Origin of the sequence: Aliiroseovarius sp. Z3 (genome assembly GCF_029105185.1) — a bacterium.
Classification (GTDB): Bacteria; Pseudomonadota; Alphaproteobacteria; order Rhodobacterales; family Rhodobacteraceae; genus Aliiroseovarius.
Genome location: NZ_JAFMZK010000009.1, coordinates 1 through 21493 on the forward strand (window position 1 = coordinate 1; position 21493 = coordinate 21493).

20 protein-coding genes and 2 tRNA genes are annotated in these 21493 nt (G+C 60.5%); 12 read left to right on the forward strand and 10 right to left on the reverse strand.

Annotated features, from left to right (window positions below; all coding sequences use genetic code 11):
* Positions 1-47: 47 nt before the first annotated feature.
* From J3R80_RS14630 to tldD, 5 genes are all read right to left on the reverse strand, one after another.
* A tRNA-Gly gene (locus J3R80_RS14630) sits at positions 48-122 on the reverse strand.
* Between the two features lie 47 nt (positions 123-169).
* Positions 170-244 (reverse strand) — tRNA-Gly (locus J3R80_RS14635).
* Positions 245-433: 189 nt separating this feature from the next.
* Positions 434-3874, reverse strand: a complete 3441-nt coding sequence (locus tag J3R80_RS14640) for a pyruvate carboxylase (RefSeq protein WP_275394536.1) — start codon at positions 3872-3874, stop codon at positions 434-436.
* A 154-nt stretch (positions 3875-4028) separates the two neighbouring features.
* Positions 4029-5207, reverse strand: coding sequence for a DNA-processing protein DprA (gene dprA, locus J3R80_RS14645; RefSeq protein ID WP_275394706.1), 1179 nt, complete (start codon positions 5205-5207; stop codon positions 4029-4031).
* An 88-nt stretch (positions 5208-5295) separates the two neighbouring features.
* Positions 5296-6720, reverse strand: a complete 1425-nt coding sequence (gene tldD / locus J3R80_RS14650; RefSeq protein ID WP_275394537.1) for a metalloprotease TldD — start codon at positions 6718-6720, stop codon at positions 5296-5298.
* A 209-nt stretch (positions 6721-6929) separates the two neighbouring features.
* On the opposite strand from tldD, the gene coxB reads away from it, so the two are divergent.
* From coxB to J3R80_RS14700, 10 genes are all read left to right on the forward strand, one after another.
* Complete coding sequence (gene coxB, locus J3R80_RS14655) at positions 6930-7787, forward strand: cytochrome c oxidase subunit II (RefSeq protein WP_275394707.1); 858 nt, start codon at positions 6930-6932, stop codon at positions 7785-7787.
* 97 nt (positions 7788-7884) lie between these two features.
* The gene (gene cyoE, locus J3R80_RS14660) at positions 7885-8826 is read left to right on the forward strand and encodes a heme o synthase (protein WP_275394538.1); all 942 of its coding nucleotides are present in this window, start codon (positions 7885-7887) and stop codon (positions 8824-8826) included.
* On the forward strand, positions 8826-8990 hold the full coding sequence (locus tag J3R80_RS14665; RefSeq protein ID WP_247034744.1) for a hypothetical protein: 165 nt from the start codon (positions 8826-8828) through the stop codon (positions 8988-8990). The genes cyoE and J3R80_RS14665 overlap by 1 nt, the downstream gene beginning before the upstream one ends.
* Positions 8987-9562, forward strand: coding sequence for a cytochrome c oxidase assembly protein (locus J3R80_RS14670; protein WP_275394539.1), 576 nt, complete (start codon positions 8987-8989; stop codon positions 9560-9562). Before J3R80_RS14665 ends, J3R80_RS14670 begins: the two co-directional genes overlap by 4 nt.
* Positions 9563-9588: 26 nt before the next feature.
* Positions 9589-10389 (forward strand): cytochrome c oxidase subunit 3, encoded by an 801-nt coding sequence (locus J3R80_RS14675; RefSeq protein WP_275394540.1) that lies wholly within the window; start codon positions 9589-9591, stop codon positions 10387-10389.
* A gap of 82 nt (positions 10390-10471) precedes the next feature.
* Positions 10472-11170 (forward strand): SURF1 family protein, encoded by a 699-nt coding sequence (locus tag J3R80_RS14680; protein ID WP_275394541.1) that lies wholly within the window; start codon positions 10472-10474, stop codon positions 11168-11170.
* 1 nt (position 11171) lies between these two features.
* Complete coding sequence (thrC, locus tag J3R80_RS14685) at positions 11172-12569, forward strand: threonine synthase (RefSeq protein WP_275394542.1); 1398 nt, start codon at positions 11172-11174, stop codon at positions 12567-12569.
* A complete protein-coding gene (locus tag J3R80_RS14690) occupies positions 12566-13828 on the forward strand; it encodes a pitrilysin family protein (protein ID WP_275394543.1) in 1263 nt (420 codons plus the stop codon). Before thrC ends, J3R80_RS14690 begins: the two co-directional genes overlap by 4 nt.
* Positions 13828-14412, forward strand: coding sequence for a GNAT family protein (locus J3R80_RS14695; RefSeq protein WP_275394544.1), 585 nt, complete (start codon positions 13828-13830; stop codon positions 14410-14412). The genes J3R80_RS14690 and J3R80_RS14695 overlap by 1 nt, the downstream gene beginning before the upstream one ends.
* An 18-nt stretch (positions 14413-14430) precedes the next feature.
* Positions 14431-15843 (forward strand): FAD-binding oxidoreductase, encoded by a 1413-nt coding sequence (locus tag J3R80_RS14700; protein ID WP_275394545.1) that lies wholly within the window; start codon positions 14431-14433, stop codon positions 15841-15843.
* A gap of 149 nt (positions 15844-15992) precedes the next feature.
* Here J3R80_RS14700 and J3R80_RS14705 read toward each other — a convergent pair whose 3' ends face one another.
* Positions 15993-16532, reverse strand: coding sequence for an adenine phosphoribosyltransferase (locus J3R80_RS14705; protein ID WP_275394546.1), 540 nt, complete (start codon positions 16530-16532; stop codon positions 15993-15995).
* Positions 16533-16603: 71 nt separating this feature from the next.
* Positions 16604-17473, reverse strand: a complete 870-nt coding sequence (locus J3R80_RS14710) for an S-methyl-5'-thioadenosine phosphorylase (RefSeq protein ID WP_275394547.1) — start codon at positions 17471-17473, stop codon at positions 16604-16606.
* Between the two features lie 158 nt (positions 17474-17631).
* Between J3R80_RS14710 and J3R80_RS14715 the strand changes: the two genes are divergently transcribed.
* Positions 17632-19266 (forward strand): SulP family inorganic anion transporter, encoded by a 1635-nt coding sequence (locus J3R80_RS14715; protein WP_275394548.1) that lies wholly within the window; start codon positions 17632-17634, stop codon positions 19264-19266.
* Here the strand turns inward: J3R80_RS14715 and J3R80_RS14720 are convergent.
* Complete coding sequence (locus J3R80_RS14720; protein ID WP_275394549.1) at positions 19263-19919, reverse strand: CatB-related O-acetyltransferase; 657 nt, start codon at positions 19917-19919, stop codon at positions 19263-19265. The genes J3R80_RS14715 and J3R80_RS14720 overlap by 4 nt on opposite strands.
* 99 nt (positions 19920-20018) lie before the next feature.
* Positions 20019-20624 (reverse strand): flavin reductase family protein, encoded by a 606-nt coding sequence (locus J3R80_RS14725; protein ID WP_275394550.1) that lies wholly within the window; start codon positions 20622-20624, stop codon positions 20019-20021.
* Between the two features lie 71 nt (positions 20625-20695).
* Here J3R80_RS14725 and J3R80_RS14730 point away from each other — a divergent pair, with 71 nt between their 5' ends.
* Positions 20696-21214, forward strand: a complete 519-nt coding sequence (locus J3R80_RS14730) for an N-acetyltransferase (RefSeq protein ID WP_275394551.1) — start codon at positions 20696-20698, stop codon at positions 21212-21214.
* Here J3R80_RS14730 and J3R80_RS14735 read toward each other — a convergent pair.
* On the reverse strand, positions 21186-21464 hold the full coding sequence (locus J3R80_RS14735) for a hypothetical protein (protein WP_275394552.1): 279 nt from the start codon (positions 21462-21464) through the stop codon (positions 21186-21188). The genes J3R80_RS14730 and J3R80_RS14735 overlap by 29 nt on opposite strands.
* Positions 21465-21493 lie beyond the last annotated feature (29 nt).

Sequence of the window (21493 nt, forward strand, 5' to 3'; positions counted from 1 at the left end):
GCAGCGCCCTGCGCGTGACAAAGCTTAATCTGTCCGAGAAATCCCATTGGAGCGGGCGAGGCGATTCGAACGCCCGACCCTAACCTTGGCAAGGTTATGCTCTACCCCTGAGCTACGCCCGCATCCTGATGGGTTTGTTCGACCGGGTAAGCCGAACCGGGTAACCGATTGGAGCGGGCGAGGCGATTCGAACGCCCGACCCTAACCTTGGCAAGGTTATGCTCTACCCCTGAGCTACGCCCGCATCCTTCGGTGAGCCGTGAGATATGAAATCCGACGCATGGCTGCAAGGGGAAAATCACACTAAAAGGTGAAATTCGCACCTTATGGGGACCCTTGTGGTGTTTTGTTGGCAACAGGGGCACCACAACCACACGGCAACAATGAAAAGGCCGCCAGTGATGGCGGCCCCAAAACACGCATTGCGACGTGATTATTCCAGTTCGATCATCAGATCCTTTGCGTCGATCTGTCCACCGGGTTGCACATGCACGGCTTTGACCGTGGCATCGCGCTCGGCGTGGATGCCGGTTTCCATCTTCATCGCCTCGATCGTCAACAAAAGGTCGCCTTCGTGCACTGGCTGTCCATCCACGACCGCAACCGTCGCCACCACGCCGGGCATAGGTGCCCCCACATGGGCGGCATTCCCGTCCTCTGCCTTGGGGCGCTTGGTGGTCGTTGCTTTTATCAGCCGATTCGCCACGCGAATGACACGCGGTTGGCCATTGAGTTCAAAGAACACTTTGACCTCGCCGTCCTCGTTGGTTTCGCCCACCGCTTGCAGACGGATTTCCAGCGTCTTGCCCGGGTCGATCTCGGTCGAGATTTCCTCGCCCGGTTCCATCCCATAGAAGAACGTCTTCGTGGGTAGGGTGCGGACCGGGCCGTATTGGCGGTGGCGGCCCATATAATCCAGATACACCTTGGGATACATCAGGTATCCGTTCAGATCCTCGTCATCGACGGTCAGACCCTCAAGCTCTTTCGACAGGTTTGCGCGGGTGGCTTCCAGGTCGATGGGTTTCAGGTGTTTGCCGGGGCGTTCGGTGTTGGGTTTCTCGTCCTTCAGCACTTTCTTTAGAATTGCGTTGGGAAAGCCGCCGGGCGGCTGGCCCAGATTGCCACGCATCATGTCCACGACACTGTCTGGAAACGCGACATCTGTCTTGGGGTCTTCGACTTCGGCACGGGTCAGACCTTGGCTGACCATCATGAGAGCCATGTCGCCAACCACTTTCGAAGACGGGGTCACCTTCACGATGTCACCGAACATCCGGTTCACATCCGCATAGGTCTGCGCCACTTCATGCCAGCGTTCCTCAAGCCCCAGCGACCGTGCCTGAGCTTTCAGGTTGGTGAACTGCCCGCCGGGCATTTCGTGCAAGTAAACCTCGGAGGCGGGGGCGGCCAGACCGCTTTCAAAAGCGGTATACTGCGCCCGAACGCCTTCCCAATAGTTCGAGATTTCCCGGATCGCGCCAATATCCAGTTCGGTGTCGCGGTCGGTGTTGTCCAGCGCCTCGACGATTGAGCCCAGACAGGCTTGCGAGGTGCCGCCGCTGAACGCGTCCATCGCTGCATCCACGGCATCCACCCCGGCATCAGCTGCCGCAAGGATCGTCGCGCCCGCGATACCAGAAGTGTCATGAGTGTGGAAATGGATCGGCAACCCGACCTCGTCTTTCAACGCCTTGACCAGAACGCGGGCGGCGGCGGGTTTCAAAAGCCCCGCCATGTCTTTCAGACCCAGCACATGAGCGCCCGCGGCCTCAAGCTCTTTCGCCATACCGACATAGTACTTCAGATCATATTTCGCACGATCAGGGTCAAGAATATCGCCAGTATAGCAGATCGTCCCTTCGCAGATCTTGTTGGCATCGATGACCGCATCCATCGCGATGCGCATGTTTTCGACCCAGTTGAGTGAGTCAAACACGCGGAATACATCAACGCCGGTCAGAGCGGCCTGCTTCACAAAGGCTTGCACGACATTGTCTGGATAGTTGGTGTAGCCCACACCGTTTGATGCCCTTAGAAGCATCTGCGTCATCACGTTGGGCATCGCCTCGCGCAGGTCGCGCAGGCGTTGCCACGGGCATTCCTGCAAGAAGCGATAGGCCACGTCGAATGTAGCCCCGCCCCAGCATTCGACCGAGAACAGCCCGGGCAGGTTGGCGGCATAGGCGGGCGCGACCTTGATCATGTCGATCGAGCGCATCCGGGTCGCCAGAAGCGACTGATGACCGTCACGCATGGTGGTGTCCGTGATCAGCAGCTTTTTCTGCGCTTTCATCCAATCCGCGACGGCTTGCGGCCCTTCTGACTCAAGCATTGTTCGGGTACCCGCGGCTGGATTGGCCCGCAAGGCAGGGGGTTTGGGCAGTTTAAGATCGCTGGGTGGCGCGGCGCGGCCCTGGGTTTCAGGATGGCCATTTACTGTGATGTCCGCGATATAGGTCAGCACCTTCGTGCCCCGGTCACGACGTTTCGAGAACTTGAACAGCTCGGGCGTCTCGTCGATGAACTTGGTCGTGTATTGGTTGTTCAGGAAGGTCGGGTGCTTCAGCAGGTTTTCAACAAACGCGATGTTCGTCGACACTCCGCGCACACGGAATTCACGCAGCGCGCGGTCCATGCGGGCGATCGCCTTCTCGGGGGTTTGCGCCCAGGCCGTCACTTTGGTCAGCAGCGAGTCGTAATACCGCGTGATGACGCCGCCCGCATAGGCCGTTCCACCATCCAGGCGAATGCCCATGCCCGTGGCCGAGCGATAGGCGGTGATGCGGCCATAGTCGGGGATGAAGTTGTTCTGCGGGTCTTCTGTGGTCACGCGGGTCTGTAGCGCGTGGCCGTTCAGACGGATATCATACTGGCTGGCTTTGCCGGTGGCTTCGGCCAGAGATTTGCCTTCGGCGATCAGGATCTGCGCTTGCACGATGTCGATGCCGGTCACTTCCTCGGTGACAGTGTGTTCGACCTGCACGCGCGGGTTCACTTCGATGAAGTAGAACTTACCGCTTTCCATATCCATCAGGAATTCGACCGTGCCCGCGCATTCATAATTCACGTGGCTACAGATCTTGCGGCCAAGCTCACACAGCTCTTCACGCTGGGCTTCGGACAAATAGGGGGCAGGCGCACGTTCAACCACTTTTTGGTTGCGGCGCTGAACCGAGCAGTCGCGCTCGTAAAGGTGATAGATATTGCCGTGGCTGTCGCCGAGGATCTGAACCTCGACATGGCGGGCGCGGGTGATCATCTTTTCCAGATACCCCTCGCCATTGCCGAAAGCGGCTTCGGCTTCGCGGCGACCTTCCAGAACTTTTTCTTCTACCTCATCTTCCGAGTGGATTGGACGCATGCCGCGACCACCGCCGCCCCAGCTGGCTTTCAGCATAAGGGGATAGCCGATTTCCGCAGCTTCTTTCTTGATCGCCTTCATGTCATCGCCCAGCACCTCGGTGGCGGGGATGACGGGAACGCCAGCGGCGATCGCGACCTTGCGGGCCGAGGCCTTGTCGCCAAGGGCGCGCATGGTTTCTGCCTTGGGACCGATGAAGGTGATGCCGTTGGCCGCACAAGCATCCACGAAATCCGGGTTTTCCGACAAAAGGCCATAGCCCGGGTGGATCGCGTCGGCACCGCATTCCTTGGCCACCCGGATGATCTCGTCAATCGACAGATAGGCGGCCACGGGGCCCATGCCTTCGCCGATACGATAGGCTTCATCCGCCTTGAAGCGGTGCAGGCCCAGCTTGTCTTCTTCGGCATAGACCGCGACTGTTTTCTTGCCCATCTCGTTGGCGGCGCGCATAACACGAATGGCGATCTCGCCCCGGTTGGCGATCAGGATTTTCTGGAAGTCCCTCATTTCACTCTCCCCTTATCAGGCCCAGTATGCCGATTTGGGTGGAAGTCGTAGGCGGTGCTGCATTGCAGCGCAATAGGGTTTGTAAGAATTTGGCAAGGTTGGTGTCAAAATTGGTAAAAAAATCTTACCAAATCTGCACAAGTGAAACGCCTGCTTACTGAGATCGGGATAGCAAACCGCCCGGCTGGCGTGTGATTCGGCCCTCAAGCTCCAGATTGACCAGTTCGGGCAGGATATCTCCTGACCCGGCACCGGTCTGGTCGCCCAGATCCCGGATCAACTGATCCTCGGCCAAGGGGCTTGGGCCAAGCCGGGCCAATATCTGGCTGTGCAGGTCAGCCGTTTGTGACAGGGTTCTTTTATCTTGCGGTTTGCGTTGGTTCGCTTGCGGTGTCGCGACAGGCGCGGTGGATTTTGCGTCATCTGCATGTGGGGTGGCAGCCGGGCCAATCGCGTCGATCACGTCTTGCACGCCACGCACCAGTGCAGCCCCGTCACGGATCAGAAAATTACAGCCCGACGCGCGCGCGTCGAACGGGTGGCCGGGCACGGCCAGCACATCGCGGCCCTGATCCAACGCGTTGCGTGCGGTGATCAGCGAACCCGACTTGGCCGCTGCTTCGACGACAACGACCGCACGGGCAAGGCCCGAGATCAGACGGTTGCGGCGGGGGAAATGGCGGGCCTGCGGGGTCAGGCCGGGGGGCTGTTCGGACAGGCGCAGACCCTTGCGGGCGATGTCTTCGGCAAGATCGGTGTTGTCTTTGGGATAAATCACATCAACACCGCCCGCCATCACGGCCACGGTGTTGCCCGCATCCAGCGCAACCTCGTGCGCCACGGTGTCCACACCGCGCGCCAACCCGGATACGATGGTAAACCCGGCTTCGCTGAGGTCGCGGGACAGTTTGCGGGCCATCCGCAACCCGATCGACGACGCATTGCGCGCGCCGATCAGCGCCACCATCGGGCGGTGCAGCAGGGACACATCCCCCATCGCCCACAGAAAGGGCGGCGGGTCCGCGATTTCTGACAGAAGCTCGGGATAGGCTTTCGTGCCCCATGTTACCATACTGGCCCCGGCAAACCGCGCGCGGCGGAGTTCGGCTTCTGCCACTTCGGGCGGGCAGGGGGCATAGTCCTTTACCCCCGCCTCGGCGGCGACATCCGGCAGGGCTGCAAGCGCGGCTTGCGCCGAGCCGTGTTCTGACAGCAACCGGAAGAAGGTCGCAACCCCCACGCGGCGCGAGCGCAAGAGACGGATCCACGCCAGTTCATCTTCCTCAGACTGAGGGGAGGGGGTGGGGTGAAGCAGGGAAGGTGAAAGGTCCATGGGCATGTTGATTCCGTCTCTTGCAGATCAACCTTGCACCTCATTTGGTTAATGTCGTCCTAACGCGTCTGGCCAGATTGTCCCACGTCTACGCCGCCGATCCCCCAACCGTCAGACCACCGATCAACAGCGACGGTTGCCCGACCCCCACTGGCACCGACTGTCCGGCCTTGCCGCAGGTGCCGATGCCGGGGTCCATGGCCATATCATTGCCGATTGCGCGGATTTGTTTCATCGCGGCGGGGCCGTCCCCGATCAGCGTGGCCCCTTTGACCGGTGCGCCGACCTTGCCGCCTTCGACGCGATAGGCTTCGGTGCATGAGAACACGAATTTTCCATTGGTGATATCAACCTGCCCGCCGCCGAAGCCGACGGCATAAATGCCGTCTTTCAGCTCACCCAGCACCTCCTCGGGGCTGGCGGTGCCGCTTTCCATGATCGTGTTGGTCATCCGCGGCATGGGGGCGTGGGCATAGCTTTGGCGCCGCCCGTTGCCGGTGGGGGCGACCCCCATCAGTCGGGCGTTCTGACGGTCCTGCATATAGCCGACCAACACGCCGTCCTCGATCAGGACGGCACGGCCCGTCGGCGTGCCCTCGTCATCGACGGACAATGACCCGCGCCGGTCGGGCAGGGTGCCGTCATCGACCACGGTCACGCCCTTTGCGGCAACCTGCGTGCCCACAAGCCCCGAAAAGGCGGACGTGCCCTTGCGGTTGAAATCACCTTCCAGCCCGTGCCCCACCGCTTCGTGCAGCAGGATGCCCGGCCAGCCATTGCCCAGAACAACGTCCATCACACCCGCAGGGGCTGGGACCGCCTCAAGGTTCACCAGCGCGATGCGCAGGGCCTCGCGGGCAGTGGCCTGCCATGTGTCGGGCGCCATCAAACCTGTCAAACCCGTGCGTCCACCACCGCCGGATGAACCACTTTCGCGCCGCCCGTCCTGTTCGACGATGACCGAGACATTCAGCCGTGTCATCGGGCGTGTGTCGGACACCAACGCGCCATCGGGGCGCAGAATGTGAACTTCTTGCAGGCTTGCGGCAATTGTGGCCGACACCTGAACCACGCGCGGGTCAAGGTCGCGGGTGAAGGCGTCAATCTCACGCAGGGTTTCGATTTTTATGCCAAAGCCAGCATCGGCCATTGGGTCGGCGTCGGTGTATAGCTTTTGATTGGTGCGTGCGGGTGCGTCGGCCCATGCGCCACCCCCTTCGCCCACCGCAAGCCGCGCGGTGCTGGCAGCACGTCGCAAGGCGGCTTCGCTGATCTCGGTTGAGTGCGCATAGCCTGTTGTGTCCCCCCGGACGGCGCGCAGCCCAAACCCTTCAGACGCGTCATAGCTCGCGGTTTTCAGGCGTCCATCGTCAAAGACCAGCGCCTCGGATCGCATCCGCTCCAGAAACAACTCGCCATCATCCGCCCCGGCCGTCACCTCCGCAAGCAGGCTTTGGGCGCTTTCTGCGTCCAGATGGGTCTCAAACGGGCGAAACGATGTGGCATCTGTCATGGGGGCCTCGAATTAGCGCTAAACGTGGGTTTTGTTGTTTAACCTGAGAAGGTTTTTCCTTGTTCCCAGCTTTCTAATATGGTTTCTCGTCGAAGAGAAACAAGGAATCCCGCGCAAGCGCACGGGAGAGGTATGAGCGAGCCGCTGCCGCGCTGACCAAAGGGTCAGCAATCACGCCGCGCCGCCACGGGAAGAGAAAGACGAACATGATGCGTTTCAGCAGCCTTTTCGCCACTGCAACTGCTATTCTGACTGCCGGTCAGGCATTCGCGCAGGAAAATCTGGAAATCATCGGCAAACCGGTCGATGGCGCGATGGGGTTCCAACCCTCGGCAACCAGTGTCGCACAGGCGGCGCACGGGCTGGATGGGATGATCAACTATATCATCATCGCCATCACGATCTTCGTGACCGTTCTATTGGCCATCGTAATCGTGCGCTACAACCGGCGCGCGAACCCCGAGCCCGCAACCTTCACCCACAACACCCCGATCGAGATCATCTGGACACTGGTGCCGGTGGTTATTCTGGTGTTCATCGGGGCGTTCTCGTTGCCCGTGCTGTTCCAGCAGCAGGTGATCCCCAAGGGCGACGTTGTGATCAAGGCGACCGGGTATCAGTGGTACTGGGGCTATGAATATCCCGAGCATGAGTTCGGCTTTGACAGCTTCCTTCTGGCAAAGGAAGAGCTGGAAGAATATGGCTATAGCCAAAGCGAGTATCTGCTGGCCACGGACACCGCCGTCGTGGTGCCAACCGGCAAAAAGGTCGTCATTCAGGTCACCGGCGCAGACGTGATCCATTCCTGGACTATTCCGGCCTTCGGTGTGAAGCAGGATGCCGTTCCCGGACGTCTGGCCGAACTGTGGTTCGAAGTCGACGAGGGCAAGGAAGGCATCTATTTCGGACAATGTTCCGAACTGTGCGGTAAGGATCACGCCTATATGCCGATCACCGTCAAAGCCGTGACCCAGGCAGAATACGACGCTTGGCTGAAAGGCGCGATCGAGGAGTATGCGGGCAACATGAACTCGCTTCCCACGGTTCAGGTTGCAGCCGCCGAATAATTAATGCGGGGGCAGGCGCATGTCTGCGCCCCGACCGTCCCGTCCGGGGCGGTGTTTTTGAACTGAAAACCCTACTAGCCAGATCGCGTAGACACCCATGAGCGACGCCAGCATCCAAAGCACCACTGACAGCCGTGAAGCCGGCTTTGGCGACTATTTTGCGCTGTTAAAACCGCGTGTGATGTCGCTTGTCGTGTTCACCGCTTTGGTGGGTCTGCTGGTGGCACCGGTTGGCGTGAACCCGGTGGTTGGGCTTGCGTCAATCCTGTTCATTGCCGTGGGTGGTGGTGCATCCGGCGCGCTGAATATGTGGTGGGATGCCGATATCGACCGCAAAATGCGCCGCACCCAATCACGTCCGATCCCATCGGGAAAAGTGACCGAGGGCGAGGCCTTTGCCATCGGAATGGCGCTGTCGGCGATGGCCGTCGTCATGCTGGGCCTTGCCGCAAACCTGATGGCGGCTGCGCTGCTGGCCTTCACGATCTTCTTCTATGTCGTGATCTATACCATGTGGCTGAAACGCTGGACGCCGCAAAACATCGTCATCGGTGGCGCCGCAGGGGCTTTCCCGCCGATGATCGGTTGGGCTGTGGCAACTGGCGGTATTTCCATCGAAAGCGTGCTGATGTTCGCGCTGACCTTCGCCTGGACGCCGCCGCATTTCTGGGCGCTGGCCCTGTTTACCAAGGGCGATTATGCCAATGCGGGCGTGCCGATGTTGACGGTGACACACGGACGCAAGGCGACGCGCGCCCATATCCTAGGTTATTCTCTGGTCTTGGCTGTCGTTGCGATTGCGCTGGGCCTGACCTCGATCGGGGGGCCGGTCTATATGGCCGTCGCGCTGATCCTGAACGGCATGTTCATCAAGGGCGCATGGGACGTGTTCCGCCGTGATGATGCCGCATCGGACGCGGACGCCCACAAGGCCGAACGTGGATTGTTCAAACTGTCTCTGGCGTATCTGTTCCTGCATTACGGCGCGCTTCTGATCGAAGCGTCGCTGAAACCGTTCGGGCTTGGAGGATGGGGCTGATGGCGATCAAGGTCGATCATGAACTGCACAAGCGCCGCCTGAGCCGCAATATCGGTGTCGGCGTGGCCCTGATTCTGTTTGTCGGGCTGGTCTATGGCCTGACGGTGGCAAAGGTCAGCGACCTTTATAAACCCGCCCCCGCAACATCGGAGGTCAGCGAATGAGCCTGACCCGCCAGCAGAAAACAGCCGCCAAGATGGTGGGCGTCGTGATCCTGATGGGGTCGCTCAGCTGGGCCTCTGTCCCCTTCTATGACTGGTTTTGTCGTGTGACGGGGTTCGGCGGCGAAACCGCCGTGGCGCAGCGTGGGTCCGACGTGGTGCTGGACCAGAAGGTTCTGGTCCGCTTCGACGCCTCGAAAGAGCGCGGGATGCCGTGGGAATTCAAACCCGTGCAGCATGAAATGGAAATCAAGCTGGGCGAAACCGGGCTGGCCTTTTACGAGGCGTACAACCCCACAGACCGCCCCGTCGCAGGCACCGCCAGCTATAACGTCGCGCCTTTCGCGGCCGGCGGCTATTTCACCAAGATCGACTGCTTTTGCTTTGAACAGCAAGTGCTGCAACCGGGCGAACGCGTGACCATGCCCGTCACCTTCTATGTCGACCCGGAAATCCTTGATGACCGCGAGGCGAAATACCTCAAGGCCATCACGCTGTCATACACATTCCACGAAACAGAATTGCCGGACGAGGTTGCGCAGCTTGCGCCCGACGCCCCGGCAGTGCAAAACTGAGCCAGAAGAACAGGGACTATACGCTTATGGCACATGCAAAAAACCACGATTACCACATTCTGCCCCCGTCGGTGAATCCGTTCCTTGGGGCCGTTTCCGGCTTCATCATGCTGTTCGGAGCCGTCCAGTGGATGGCCAACGGCATTCCATGGATTTTCCTTATCGGGTTGGCCGGTGTCCTTTACGTCATGTACGCGTGGTGGACGGATGTCGTGCATGAAGGCGAAACCGGTGATCATACCTCGGTTGTGAAAATCGGTCTGCGCTATGGCGTGATCCTGTTCATCATGTCCGAGGTGATGTTCTTCGTGGCGTGGTTCTGGAGCTTCTTCAAACACGCGCTTTATCCGATGACCGAAGGGTCGCCCGCAATCGACGGCGTATGGCCGCCTGAGGGGATCGAGACTTTCGACCCGTGGCACCTGCCGTTGATCAACACGTTGATTCTGCTTCTGTCGGGCGCGGCCGTCACTTGGGCACACCACGCGATTGCCCATGAAAACAACCGAAAGGATCTGGTGTCGGGGCTGGCGCTGGCCGTGATTCTGGGTGTGCTTTTCACCATCTTTCAGGCGTATGAATACAGTCACGCGGCCTTTGATTTCGCGGGCAATATCTATGGCGTGAACTTCTTCATGGCGACAGGTTTCCACGGCTTCCACGTCATCGTCGGTACGATCTTCCTGTTCGTCTGTCTGCTGCGCGCGATGAAGGGGCACTTCACCCCGGAAAGCCATGTCGGTTTCGAGGCCGCGGCCTGGTACTGGCACTTCGTCGACGTTGTGTGGCTGTTCCTGTTCGCCGCCGTTTATATCTGGGGCGGTTGAACCCGACCCGAAAATAGTCCTATTCGGGGCGCGAGGGGAAACCTTCGCGCCCCTTTCACTTGACCCGCATCCGGACGTGTCCATGAGCTTTCGCCTGATCCTGACTGCCACGCTCAGCATCGCCATTCTGGCGGTGTTCCTGGGCCTTGGAAAATGGCAGTTGGACCGGCTTAAGTGGAAACAGGGCGTGTTGGCCGAGATCGACCGCCGCATCGCAGCAGCCCCCGTGGGCCTGCCCGCGCAACCGGACCCGGAACGCGACAAGTATCTGCCGGTCACGGTGACGGGCATGATGGGCGCGAATACGCTTCGTGTGCTGGTCAGCAGCCGGGACGCCGGGGCGGGATATCGGCTGATCTCTCCGCTTCACACGGCCGAAGGTGCGGTGCTAGTTGACCGCGGGTTCATCCGTGTCGCTGACCCGATGCCCCCGGTGCCCGAAGGCGCGATCACCGTGGTGGGCAACTTGCATTGGCCAGATGACCGCAACAGCGCGACGCCGGAAAACGATCTGTCCACCAACACATGGTTTGCCCGCGATATCGACCAGATGGCCGAGGTTCTGGAAACCCGCCCAATTCTGATCATCGCGCGTCAAACCACCCCGGCCGAGCAGGGTATTCTGCCGATGCCCGTCACCAGCGCGGGTATCCCGAACGACCATCTTGAATATGCCGTCACATGGTTTTTGATGGCTGCGACATGGGTGGTGATGACAGGCTTTGCGCTTTGGCGTATGAAACGCCGGACACGTGACACTCTCGCCCCAAGGAGCGACTGAAATGCGCTATATCTCTACCCGTGGTGACGCCCCGGTTCTGAGCTTTGAAGATGCGATGCTGACAGGTCTGGCCCGCGACGGTGGCCTTTATGTGCCGGAAACGGTGCCGACGATGAGCGCAGGCGACATCGCCGCGTTGGCCGGGCTTTCCTATGAAGAAGTCGCGTTTCGCGTGATGCGCCCCTTCGTGGGCGACACGTTCACCGAAGACGAGTTTCGCGAGATCATCGCCAAGGCCTATGCTGACTTCAACCACGACGCCCGCGCGCCGCTGGTTCAGCTTGGCCCGAACCATTTCCTGCTGGAACTGTTCCACGGTCCAACGCTGGCGTTCAAGGACTTCGCCATGCAGCTGATCGGTCAGCTTTTTCAGGTCGCGCTTAGTCGCCGGGGCGAGAAAGTGACCATCGTCGGCGCCACGTCCGGCGACACCGGGTCCGCGGCGATCGAGGCGTTCAAGGGGCTGGACGCCGTCGATGTGTTCATCCTGTTTCCACATGGCCGCGTGTCCGAGGTGCAGCGCCGCCAGATGACGACCCCGGCTGAGGCCAACGTGCACGCGCTGGCGGTTGATGGCGATTTTGATGATTGCCAAGCCCGGTTGAAAGACATGTTCAATGATTTCACCTTCCGCGACGCGGTAAAACTTGCGGGCGTGAATTCGATCAACTGGGCGCGGGTGCTGGCGCAGGTGGTATATTACTTTTCTTCGGCCGTTGCCTTGGGCGCGCCGCATCGCGCGGTCAGTTTCACGGTTCCCACTGGCAATTTTGGCGACATCTTTGCAGGCTATATCGCCAAGAAAATGGGCTTGCCGATTGACCAGCTGGTGATTGCCACGAACCAAAATGACATCCTGCATCGCACCATGGAAACAGGGGCCTATACCAAGGCAGGCGTGACGCCTTCGATCAGCCCGTCGATGGATATTCAGGTGTCGTCAAACTTCGAACGCGTGCTGTTCGACGCCTATGGGCGCGATGGCAAGGTCGTGGCTGATCAAATGGCGGACCTGTCCGGCGGTGGTTTCAAGATCAGTCAGGGTGCGATGCAATTCCTGCGTGAAACCTTTGACAGCGGGCGCGCGTCCGAGGATGAGACGATGGCGCAGATCAAGTCTTCTTTCCTGCATTCTGGCGAAGTGCTGTGCCCGCATTCAGCGGTCGGAGTGAAAGTCGCGAACGAACATCTGGGCGCAAGCCCGATGATTACGCTGGCAACGGCACATCCGGCGAAATTCCCGGCGGCCGTCAAAGATGCCTGTGGACAGGATGCACCGCTGCCGCCGCATATGGCGGACCTGTTTGATCGCGAAGAACGCTCGACGCGCGTGGCGAATGATCTGGAAGCACTTAAGGCGCTGATCTGCGAGCGCACCGGAAAGGTCATTCCTGCATGAGCGTGCGTCTGGACCGACTTTCCAACGGCGTCAGCGTCGTGACCGAGCATATGCCGGGGCTGGAAAGCGCCTCGGTCGGGGTGTGGGTCACGGCGGGCGGTCGCCATGAAACCCCCGCTCAGAACGGCATCGCACATTTTCTGGAACACATGGCGTTCAAGGGCACCGAAAGGCGCTCAGCACTTGAGATTGCCGAAGCGATCGAGGATGTGGGTGGCTATATCAACGCCTATACCTCGCGCGAGGTGACGGCCTATTACGTGCGGGTCCTGAAAGACGATGTGGCGCTGGGGCTTGATGTCATCTCGGACATCGTGCTGAACCCGGTGTTCGATACCAGCGAGATCGAGATCGAGCGCGGCGTGATCCTTCAGGAAATCGGTCAGGCGTTGGATACACCTGACGATGTGGTCTTTGATTGGCTGCAAGAGGCCGCGTTCCCCGATCAGCCGATGGGCCGCACCATCCTTGGTCCGGCCGAGCGGGTGCAAAGTTTTGGGCGCGATGATCTTTCGACCTTTGTCGATCAGCACTATGGGCCGGACCAGTTGATCCTGTCAGCCGCAGGCGCTGTCGATCACGATCAGATCCTGCGTCTGGCAGAAGCCGCCTTTGGGCATCTGAAACCAAGCAGACCGCGCCTGACAGATGTCGCACGCTGGTCCAGCGGTGCACGCATCGAGGTGCGCAACGGGTTGGAACAGGTGCATTTCACGCTCGGGCTGGAGGCACCAAGCTATCGCGATGATGCATTCTATGCCGCGCAGCTGTTCAGCTCGGCTCTGGGTGGGGGCATGTCTTCGCGCCTGTTTCAGGAGGCGCGCGAAAAGCGCGGATTGTGCTATTCGATCTTCTCGCAGCTTGGGGCCTATGACGATACGGGAATGATGACGATCTATGCCGGCACGTCGGGCGACGACATTGCCGATCTGTCCCGCCTGTGCATTGACGAGATGAAGCGGGCTGGCAGTGATATCACTGAACGCGAATTGGATCGTGCGCGTGTGCAAATGAAGGCGGGGTTGTTGATGGGGCTGGAAAGCCCGTCATCACGGGCCGAGCGGATGGCGCGTCTGGTCGCCATCTGGGGGCGTGTGCCGTCGCTTTCTGAAACGGTCGAGAAGATTGACGCAGTAACACTGGCCGATTTGCGCAGTTTCGGCGCGAGCCTGACAAAAGGTGATATGGCGATGGCGGTCTATGGACCGGCAGAAAACGCGCTGAGCCTTGATGTCTTGAACGAAAGGCGCGTTGCCTGATGCTGGGACGCTCCAAGAAGGTCAGGATCGAAACCGAACGGCTGACTCTGCGCCCACCAGCGCATGGCGACTTTCGCGGCTGGGCCGCATTGCGCACCGCCAGCCGGGAATTTCTGACGCCGTGGGAACCGATCTGGGCGCAGGACCATCTGAGCCGCAAAAGTTTCACCAATCGCGTTTACTGGGCCAATCGGTCGATTCAGGGCGGCACGGCGCTTCCACTTTTCATGTTTCGCCGCGCTGACAATGCGTTGGTCGGGGCGGTGACGCTGGATCACATCCGACGCGGGCCATCGCAGGCCGGAACGACCGGATATTGGGTTGGCGAACGCTTTGCGCGGCAAGGCTATATGCGCGAAGGGCTTGAAGCCGTGGTCCATTACGCGTTCAACGAGCTTGATTTGTCGCGACTGGAAGCGGGATGCCTGCCTGAAAATGCCGCGTCGCGTGGGGTTCTGGAAAAGGTCGGTTATAAATACGAGGGCGTGGCGCAAAGCTACCTGCAGATCAACGGGCGCTGGCGCAATCATGTGCTCTATGCCAACCTTCGGTCGGACCGGCGGGGACGCACGCAGGCCGGATAACTCAGCAACGGGGCGATCATGGGCGATCTGAAGTCAGTGGACAGTGCGTTCGAGACAAGGCTTCGCGCTTTGCTGCCCGATCAGGTGTTTCGTCCCTTGACCCCAACCTATCAGGAAGAACCACGCGGGTTGTTTCACGGTGAGGGTGGATTGGTGCTTGCGCCATCCTCGGTGGACGAGGTGTCGGCGATCGTTCGCGAATGCGCTGCGGCCCGCGTGCCGGTGGTGCCTTTCGGTGGTGGCACCGGACTGGTGGGCGGGCAGATCATGCCCGGCGGGGCGCCAGTGATCCTGAGCCTTGAGCGGATGACCCGCATCCGCGCCGTGCACCCGTCAGAGAACGTGTTGGTGGCCGAGGCAGGGGCGATCCTCGCCGATGTTCAGGCGGCGGCTGGTGCGGCGGGACGGCTTTTCCCCCTGTCGTTGGCGTCCGAGGGATCGTGCCGCATTGGCGGGTGTCTGTCCACCAATGCAGGCGGGGTGAACGTGCTGCGCTATGGATCGGCCCGCGATCTGTGCCTTGGGGTCGAGGCCGTGTTGCCTGACGGATCGGTCCACCATGGTCTGAGGCGACTGCGCAAGGACAATACCGGGTTTGACCTGCGTGCGCTTTTATGCGGTGCCGAGGGAACGCTGGGTGTGATCACTGCCGCGAGCCTGCGGCTCTTTCCCAAACCAGCGCGGCAGGGCACTGCGTTCCTGAACGTCCGCGATCCGGCTGCGGCACTTGATCTGTTGGCCTTGGCACAGGATCGGTTGGGGCAGGGGATCAGCGCATTTGAACTGATCAAGGGAACCGGGCTGGATTTTCTTGCCGCTGCGGGCATGGGCGGACCGCAACCGTTCACCGCCCGCCCCGACTGGTCGGTCCTGATCGAGTTGGGGCTGGGGCCGGGGCAAGACCCGGAAGCCGAGTTGGCGACGCTGTTCGTCGATGCCGAAAGCGCCGGGCTGACCGATGATGGCGTGATCGCCCAAAGCGACGGTCAGCGCACGGCGCTTTGGAAGCTGCGCGAGGAAATCCCGCTGGCCAACAAGGCCGTCGGCGCGATCAGCTCGCACGATATCTCTCTTCCCCTGTCGGCAATCGCGGATTTTCTGCATAAGGCTGACGCGGATCTGGCGCGCGCTGGCACGTTTCGGGTCAACGCTTTTGGCCATCTTGGCGATGGCAATCTGCACTACAACGTGTTTCCACCCGACGGCCAGGTGGCTGCAGATTTCATTGCGATGCGGCAGCAGATTCGCGACATCGTCTATGGTTTGGTGCAACAGTTCGACGGATCGTTCAGCGCCGAGCATGGTATCGGTCGCCTGAAGCCGGCAGAGTTAAGGCGTTATGGCGATCCCGCGCGATTGGCTGCGATGCGCAAGATCAAAGATGCGCTTGACCCAATGGAGATCATGAATCCCGGCGTGATCTTTAACTAGGCGAGCGCTTTCAAAAAGCTACCAATTTGCAGCAAAAGTAAATGCCCTGCCTGGGTAGGGCAGGGCATTGCACGAATTATCATGCCAGCAAGCAGCGCCTGAACCCTGTCAGGCGCGGACGACACTAACGTCTGAGGGTAAACAAGAGGTTACACCCCCTCAAATTCGCACAGGACATGGACATCCATGCCCATGCTCTCAAGCAATTTGCGCCCGCCCAGTTCAGGCAGGTCAACGATGAAGGCGCATCCAACAATCTCGCCGCCCAGTCGCTCGATCAGTTTGATCCCGGCTTCAGCCGTGCCCCCAGTGGCCAGAAGGTCATCGACCAGCAGAATTTTCTCACCGGGCTGGATCGCGTCGTCATGGATTTCCACGACCGCCTCGCCATATTCCAGCGTATAGGCTTGCGACAGCGTGGCGCCGGGCAATTTGCCCTTTTTGCGGATCGGCACAAAACCAAGCGTCAGTTGGTGCGCAATCGCGCCGCCCAGAATGAAGCCGCGTGCCTCAAGCCCGATCACCTTGTCGATCTGTTCGCCAGCATAGGGGTGCAGCATCTGATCGACCGCCATACGAAAGCCGCGTGGATCCGCAAACAGGGTGGTCACATCGCGAAACAGGATGCCTTCGTGCGGGAAGTCGACGATGGTGCGGATGTAATCCTTGACGGTCTTGCCCTTGTTCATGGGAACGCCCTTCGCTGATTTGGTCGCCATTTGTGTGGCGCAATCCGGTCAATGACGCAAGCGGCGCGTGGTCACAGTACCCGCCCGGCGATGGCGTCCAGCTTGTCCAACAAGGCAGGGTCGCGCTTGTCAGGTGCGGTCATGATCGCCATGTCAAGTGCCCGGTCGCAACCATGTGGGCAGGGCGCACGCTTCGTCCCCAGCAGCCCCGGCAATCCGGCCACCATGCGCTTTGCCTTGTCACCATTGCCGGTCAGGGTGGCGATGACCTGTGCCACGTCAACTTCGTCATGGTCGGGGTGCCAGCAGTCGTAATCCGTGACCATCGCGACCGAGGCATAGCAAAGCTCGGCCTCGCGAGCGAGCTTGGCCTCGGGCATGTTGGTCATGCCGATCACATCCGCGCCCCACTGGTCGCGATACAGACGGCTTTCGGCCAGCGTGGAGAACTGCGGGCCTTCCATGGCCAGATAGGTGCCACCCTCATGCACCGTGACACCCGCCGCACGGGCGGAGCTTGCACAGGCCGTGGACAGGCGCGGGCAGGTGGGATGGGCAAAGCCCACATGCGCCACACAGCCCGAGCCGAAGAAGCTTTTCGGCCGGGCAAAGGTGCGGTCAATGAATTGATCCACAATCACAAAATCGCCCGGCACCATATCCTCGCGGAACGACCCGCAGGCCGACACGCTGATCACATCGGTCACGCCCAGCCGCTTCAGCGCGTCGATATTGGCGCGATAGGGCACATCGGACGGCGCATGAACATGGCCGCGCCCGTGGCGGGGCAGAAAGGACATCTTCACCCCGTCCAGATGCCCGGTCAGGATGTGGTCGGACGGGGTGCCCCAAGGGCTGTCGACGCTGTGCCAACCGGCGCTGTCCAGCCCGTCGATCTCGTAAATGCCGGACCCGCCGATGATCCCGATATGCGTGTTCATGCCTGTCTCCTTCCGCAGTTGGGGTCACATTATCCTGCGCTTGTTCCTGTTGCCATGCGGCAAATGCAGGGCGGTTTCCCGCAAGAGGCATTGTTTACGACCCCGAATGCCTGTAGTCAGCGCGCATCGCGAACAGATTTCCCCAAACGAGGTGACCCGTGGCCCGTGCCCTGCTGGCAAGATTTGCCAATCGAATTGAACGTCCCGATCTGCGCCTGTCGCAATCCGAAGACCTGACGCCCAACCGGATCAAGATCGAGGTGCTGTCGGGCCTGACCGTGGCTTTGGCCCTTGTGCCGGAAGCCGTGGCGTTTGCCTTCGTGGCTGGGGTGCATCCGCTGGTGGGGCTTTATGCGGCGTTTCTGGTCGGTCTGATCACCGCTGTGATCGGCGGGCGGCCCGGCATGATCTCGGGCGCGACGGGTGCCTTGGCCGTGGTCATGGTGGCGCTGGTGGCAAAACATGGGGTCGAATACCTGTTTGCCACGGTGATCCTGATGGGACTTCTGCAGGTGTTTGCCGGTGTCATGCACTGGGGCAAGTTCATCCGCCTTGTGCCGCATCCGGTGATGCTGGGCTTCGTGAACGGGCTGGCGATCGTCATTTTCCTGGCCCAGCTTACCCAGTTCAAGAACCCCGACAACACCGACGAATGGCTGACCGGCCTGCCGCTTTACAGCATGTTGGGGCTTGTCGGGCTGACCATGTTGATCATCTGGGGGATGCCCAAGCTGACCAAGTTCGTTCCCGCCCCGCTGGCCGGGATCGGGATCGTTGCCGGGATCGTGATTGCCTTCGGGATCGACGTGCCCACGGTGGGCGACATGGCGTCGATCAAGGGCGGCTTGCCCAGCTTCCACATCCCGTTTGGCACCGGCGAAGGGATTTATCCGCCCGCCATGCTGGCCCCTTTCACGCTTGAGACCTTGTGGATCATCCTGCCCTATGCGGTGATTCTTGCTGCGATTGGCCTGATCGAAAGCCTGCTGACCCTGAACCTTGTGGGCGAGATGACGGGCCATCGCGGCGGGGCCTCGCAGGAATGTATCGCGCAGGGCACCGCCAATGTTGTCACCGGCTTTTTCGGCGGCATGGGCGGCTGCGCGATGATCGGGCAGTCGATGATCAACGTGAAGTCCGGCGGGCGCACGCGCATCGCGGGGATCGCGGCGGCGCTGTTCCTGTTGCTGTTCATCGTGGCGGCGTCTTCGTGGATCGAGATGATCCCGCTTGCCGCCCTTGTTGGCGTGATGTTCATGGTGGTGATCGGCACGTTTGCCTGGAACTCTCTGACCATCCTGCGCCGGGTGCCCAAGACCGACGCGTTCGTTATCCTTCTGGTCACGGCCGTAACGGTTTACGAAGACCTTGCTGTGGCCGTGGTTGTGGGCGTGATCGTGTCGGCGCTGGCTTATGCTTGGAACGCGGCAGCACGAATTCATGCCGTGACGCGCGATGAAGGCGGCAGAAAGGTCTATGAGATCGAAGGGCCGTTGTTCTTTGCTTCGTCCGACGGGTTCATCGAGCTGTTCGACGTGAAAAACGACCCCGATCTGGTGGTGATCGAGTTTGAGCGGTCGCGTGTTGTCGACCAGTCCGCGTTGCAGGCAATCGAGGCCGTGGCGCAGAAATACGAAGCGGCGGGCAAGAAGATCCAACTGCGCCACCTCAGCCGCGATTGTCACCGGTTACTGACCAAGGCGGGGCACCTGATGATCGACAGCGACGACGACCCCGATTACGAGGTCGCCGTCGACTATTCGGTGCGCACGGGTATTCTGGGCAGCCACTAAGGCTTCGGCGCCAGCGCCTCCAATGCGTCCAGATCGCCCGCTTCCAGCGCATCCCGCGCGCGGGCGATCTGCTCGACCGGCCAGTCCCACCACGCAAGCCGGTTCATCCGGTCGATATCCGCAGGCGACAGGCGCATCCTGACAAGCTGAGCCGGATTGCCAGACACAATCGCATAATCGGGCACATCGTCACGCACGACAGCCCCCGTGCCGATGATGGCACCGTTGCCAATGGTGACGGCGGGGCAGACCATCGCGCCATAGCCCAGCCACACATCGTGACCGATCTTCGTGTCGCGGCTGTCGGGCTGCGCCATGATTTCCTGATCCAGTGCAAAGATGCCGAAGGGAAAGCTGGTCAGCCCGGCATAGGCGTGATTGGCCGCAGCCGTGATGAAGCGCACCCCGTGGGCGATCTGGCAGAACCTGCCGATGATCAACCGCCCCGCGGACATCGGGAAGTGATACGGGGCCAGTCGTGCAGCCCAGCCGTCAGCCGGCGGCGGATCGAAATCCGAGGCATAGGTGAAATCGCCCACCTCAATATTGGGCCGATCTATGACGTTTGACAGGAACACCGTGCCTTCATGGATGGATCCATCGGGCAGGGTGACGGGATGGACGCGCGCGGCGTCAGGCAGAGAAAACGGCATGTGACCTCCTACAAGATAAGAAATGAAGACATCAGGCCGTTTTGTTCATGTCACCCTCCATGGTTGGAGTGTCAGCATATCAGGTGGGTGTCCCCGCGTCTATTCGCCTGGACGGTTCAGGGTGAACTTGTCTTCCACCACCGTGTAGTCGCGATAACCAAGCCGCGCCAATGGGCGGGCACGTGTGATGTCAAACATCCCGTCCACCATGCAGTCGTCGCGCAGATGAATACCCGTAACCTCGCCGAAACAGACGAGGTTTTCTTCACCCGGCAGGCGGGTGATCTGGGTCAGCTTGCATTCAAGTGCAGCGGGCGCTGCGGGCAGGCGCGAGGCGGCGATCGTCGTGCATTCGACCCGTTCCAGCCCCGTCAGCGAAATCTCGTCTGTATCGCGTGGATAGCTGCCCGAGGAGGTGTTCATCGCGTCTGTCAGATTTGCGCCAACCATGTGGACGCAGAACACACCGGTCGCATTGATATTGTCCAACGTATCCTTGCCCAGATCGCGGTCGCCCTTGCCCGAGGTCGACGCAAACATCACTTGTGGCGGGTCATACGCGACCCCGTTGAAAAAGGAATAGGGTGCAAGGTTCTCGGACCCATCTGCCCCGCGCGTGGATATCCACGCGATGGGACGCGGGACAATCAACGCGTTGAATGGGTTATGGGGCAGCCCGTGCCCGTTTTTCGGTTCATAGAACACCCGCTTCTCCCTTCCTTTTCCGCGTCATGCCGTGATAGCAGCAAAGGACGACAGAAGGCGAGGGGCAGCGGGTGTACCACCTGACAGAAGAAACCGACGAAGACTGGTGGGACGTCGAAGCACTTTATGATCTGTGTTTCGCACCGGGGCGTGAGGCCTTGTCATCCTATCGCCTGCGGGACGGGGTCGCCCCCGTGGCGCGTCTGTCTTTGGTTGCGCGTGATGACGCGGGAATACTGGCAGGTGCGATCCGGTATTGGCCCGTCTCGATTGTTGGAGATCACGAAGCGCATGACGCATTGTTGCTTGGGCCGGTTGCGGTTCACCCCACCCGGCAGGGTGAAGGTTTGGGGGGGCACCTGATCCGGGAAAGCCTTTTGGTGGCACAGGATCTGGGGATGGAGCGGGTGATGCTGGTGGGGGACGCACCGTATTATTCCCGGTTCGGTTTCTCGAAGCTCAGGGATGTTGAGATGCCGCCCCCGACCAACCCGGATCGCGTTTTGGCCTATCGTTTACAGAATGGCACCTGGGACGGCGTCACCGGCAAGGTCATGCGGATCACATCCGCACCTGACGGTCCCGCTTGACGGCAGCGAACAGATCGACCTGATGAGTGCCGCCGGACTGGCTGGCCATTCGGGTCAGCCGATCATGCCAGGTTTTGCGCGGCCAGATGTTGCGCCGAACCGACGTGATGACCGCTGCGCCCAGCACGGCAAGGGCGCCGGACAGCGCATAGGACAAAAACGCCCAGACCGCCCCTATGTCAAAGCTGAGTGCGAGCGCCGCCGCCGCGGTTCCAGTGAATATTCCGGTGATGATAAGACTGATCGGCATGAGGGTTCTCCTTGTTCTGTTCCAGTTTT

Coding starts and splice junctions, on each gene's coding strand:
- tldD (WP_275394537.1), bottom strand. CDS start 6,720: ATGACAGATGCCACATCGTTTCGCCCGTTTGAGACCCATCTGGACGCA.
- coxB (WP_275394707.1), top strand. CDS start 6,930: ATGCGTTTCAGCAGCCTTTTCGCCACTGCAACTGCTATTCTGACTGCC.
- J3R80_RS14675 (WP_275394540.1), top strand. CDS start 9,589: ATGGCACATGCAAAAAACCACGATTACCACATTCTGCCCCCGTCGGTG.
- thrC (WP_275394542.1), top strand. CDS start 11,172: ATGCGCTATATCTCTACCCGTGGTGACGCCCCGGTTCTGAGCTTTGAA.
- J3R80_RS14670 (WP_275394539.1), top strand. CDS start 8,987: ATGAGCCTGACCCGCCAGCAGAAAACAGCCGCCAAGATGGTGGGCGTC.
- J3R80_RS14680 (WP_275394541.1), top strand. CDS start 10,472: ATGAGCTTTCGCCTGATCCTGACTGCCACGCTCAGCATCGCCATTCTG.
- J3R80_RS14690 (WP_275394543.1), top strand. CDS start 12,566: ATGAGCGTGCGTCTGGACCGACTTTCCAACGGCGTCAGCGTCGTGACC.
- J3R80_RS14700 (WP_275394545.1), top strand. CDS start 14,431: ATGGGCGATCTGAAGTCAGTGGACAGTGCGTTCGAGACAAGGCTTCGC.
- J3R80_RS14720 (WP_275394549.1), bottom strand. CDS start 19,919: ATGCCGTTTTCTCTGCCTGACGCCGCGCGCGTCCATCCCGTCACCCTG.
- J3R80_RS14695 (WP_275394544.1), top strand. CDS start 13,828: ATGCTGGGACGCTCCAAGAAGGTCAGGATCGAAACCGAACGGCTGACT.
- J3R80_RS14710 (WP_275394547.1), bottom strand. CDS start 17,473: ATGAACACGCATATCGGGATCATCGGCGGGTCCGGCATTTACGAGATC.
- J3R80_RS14705 (WP_275394546.1), bottom strand. CDS start 16,532: ATGAACAAGGGCAAGACCGTCAAGGATTACATCCGCACCATCGTCGAC.
- J3R80_RS14640 (WP_275394536.1), bottom strand. CDS start 3,874: ATGAGGGACTTCCAGAAAATCCTGATCGCCAACCGGGGCGAGATCGCC.
- dprA (WP_275394706.1), bottom strand. CDS start 5,207: ATGGACCTTTCACCTTCCCTGCTTCACCCCACCCCCTCCCCTCAGTCT.
- J3R80_RS14735 (WP_275394552.1), bottom strand. CDS start 21,464: ATGCCGATCAGTCTTATCATCACCGGAATATTCACTGGAACCGCGGCG.
- J3R80_RS14665 (WP_247034744.1), top strand. CDS start 8,826: ATGGCGATCAAGGTCGATCATGAACTGCACAAGCGCCGCCTGAGCCGC.
- cyoE (WP_275394538.1), top strand. CDS start 7,885: ATGAGCGACGCCAGCATCCAAAGCACCACTGACAGCCGTGAAGCCGGC.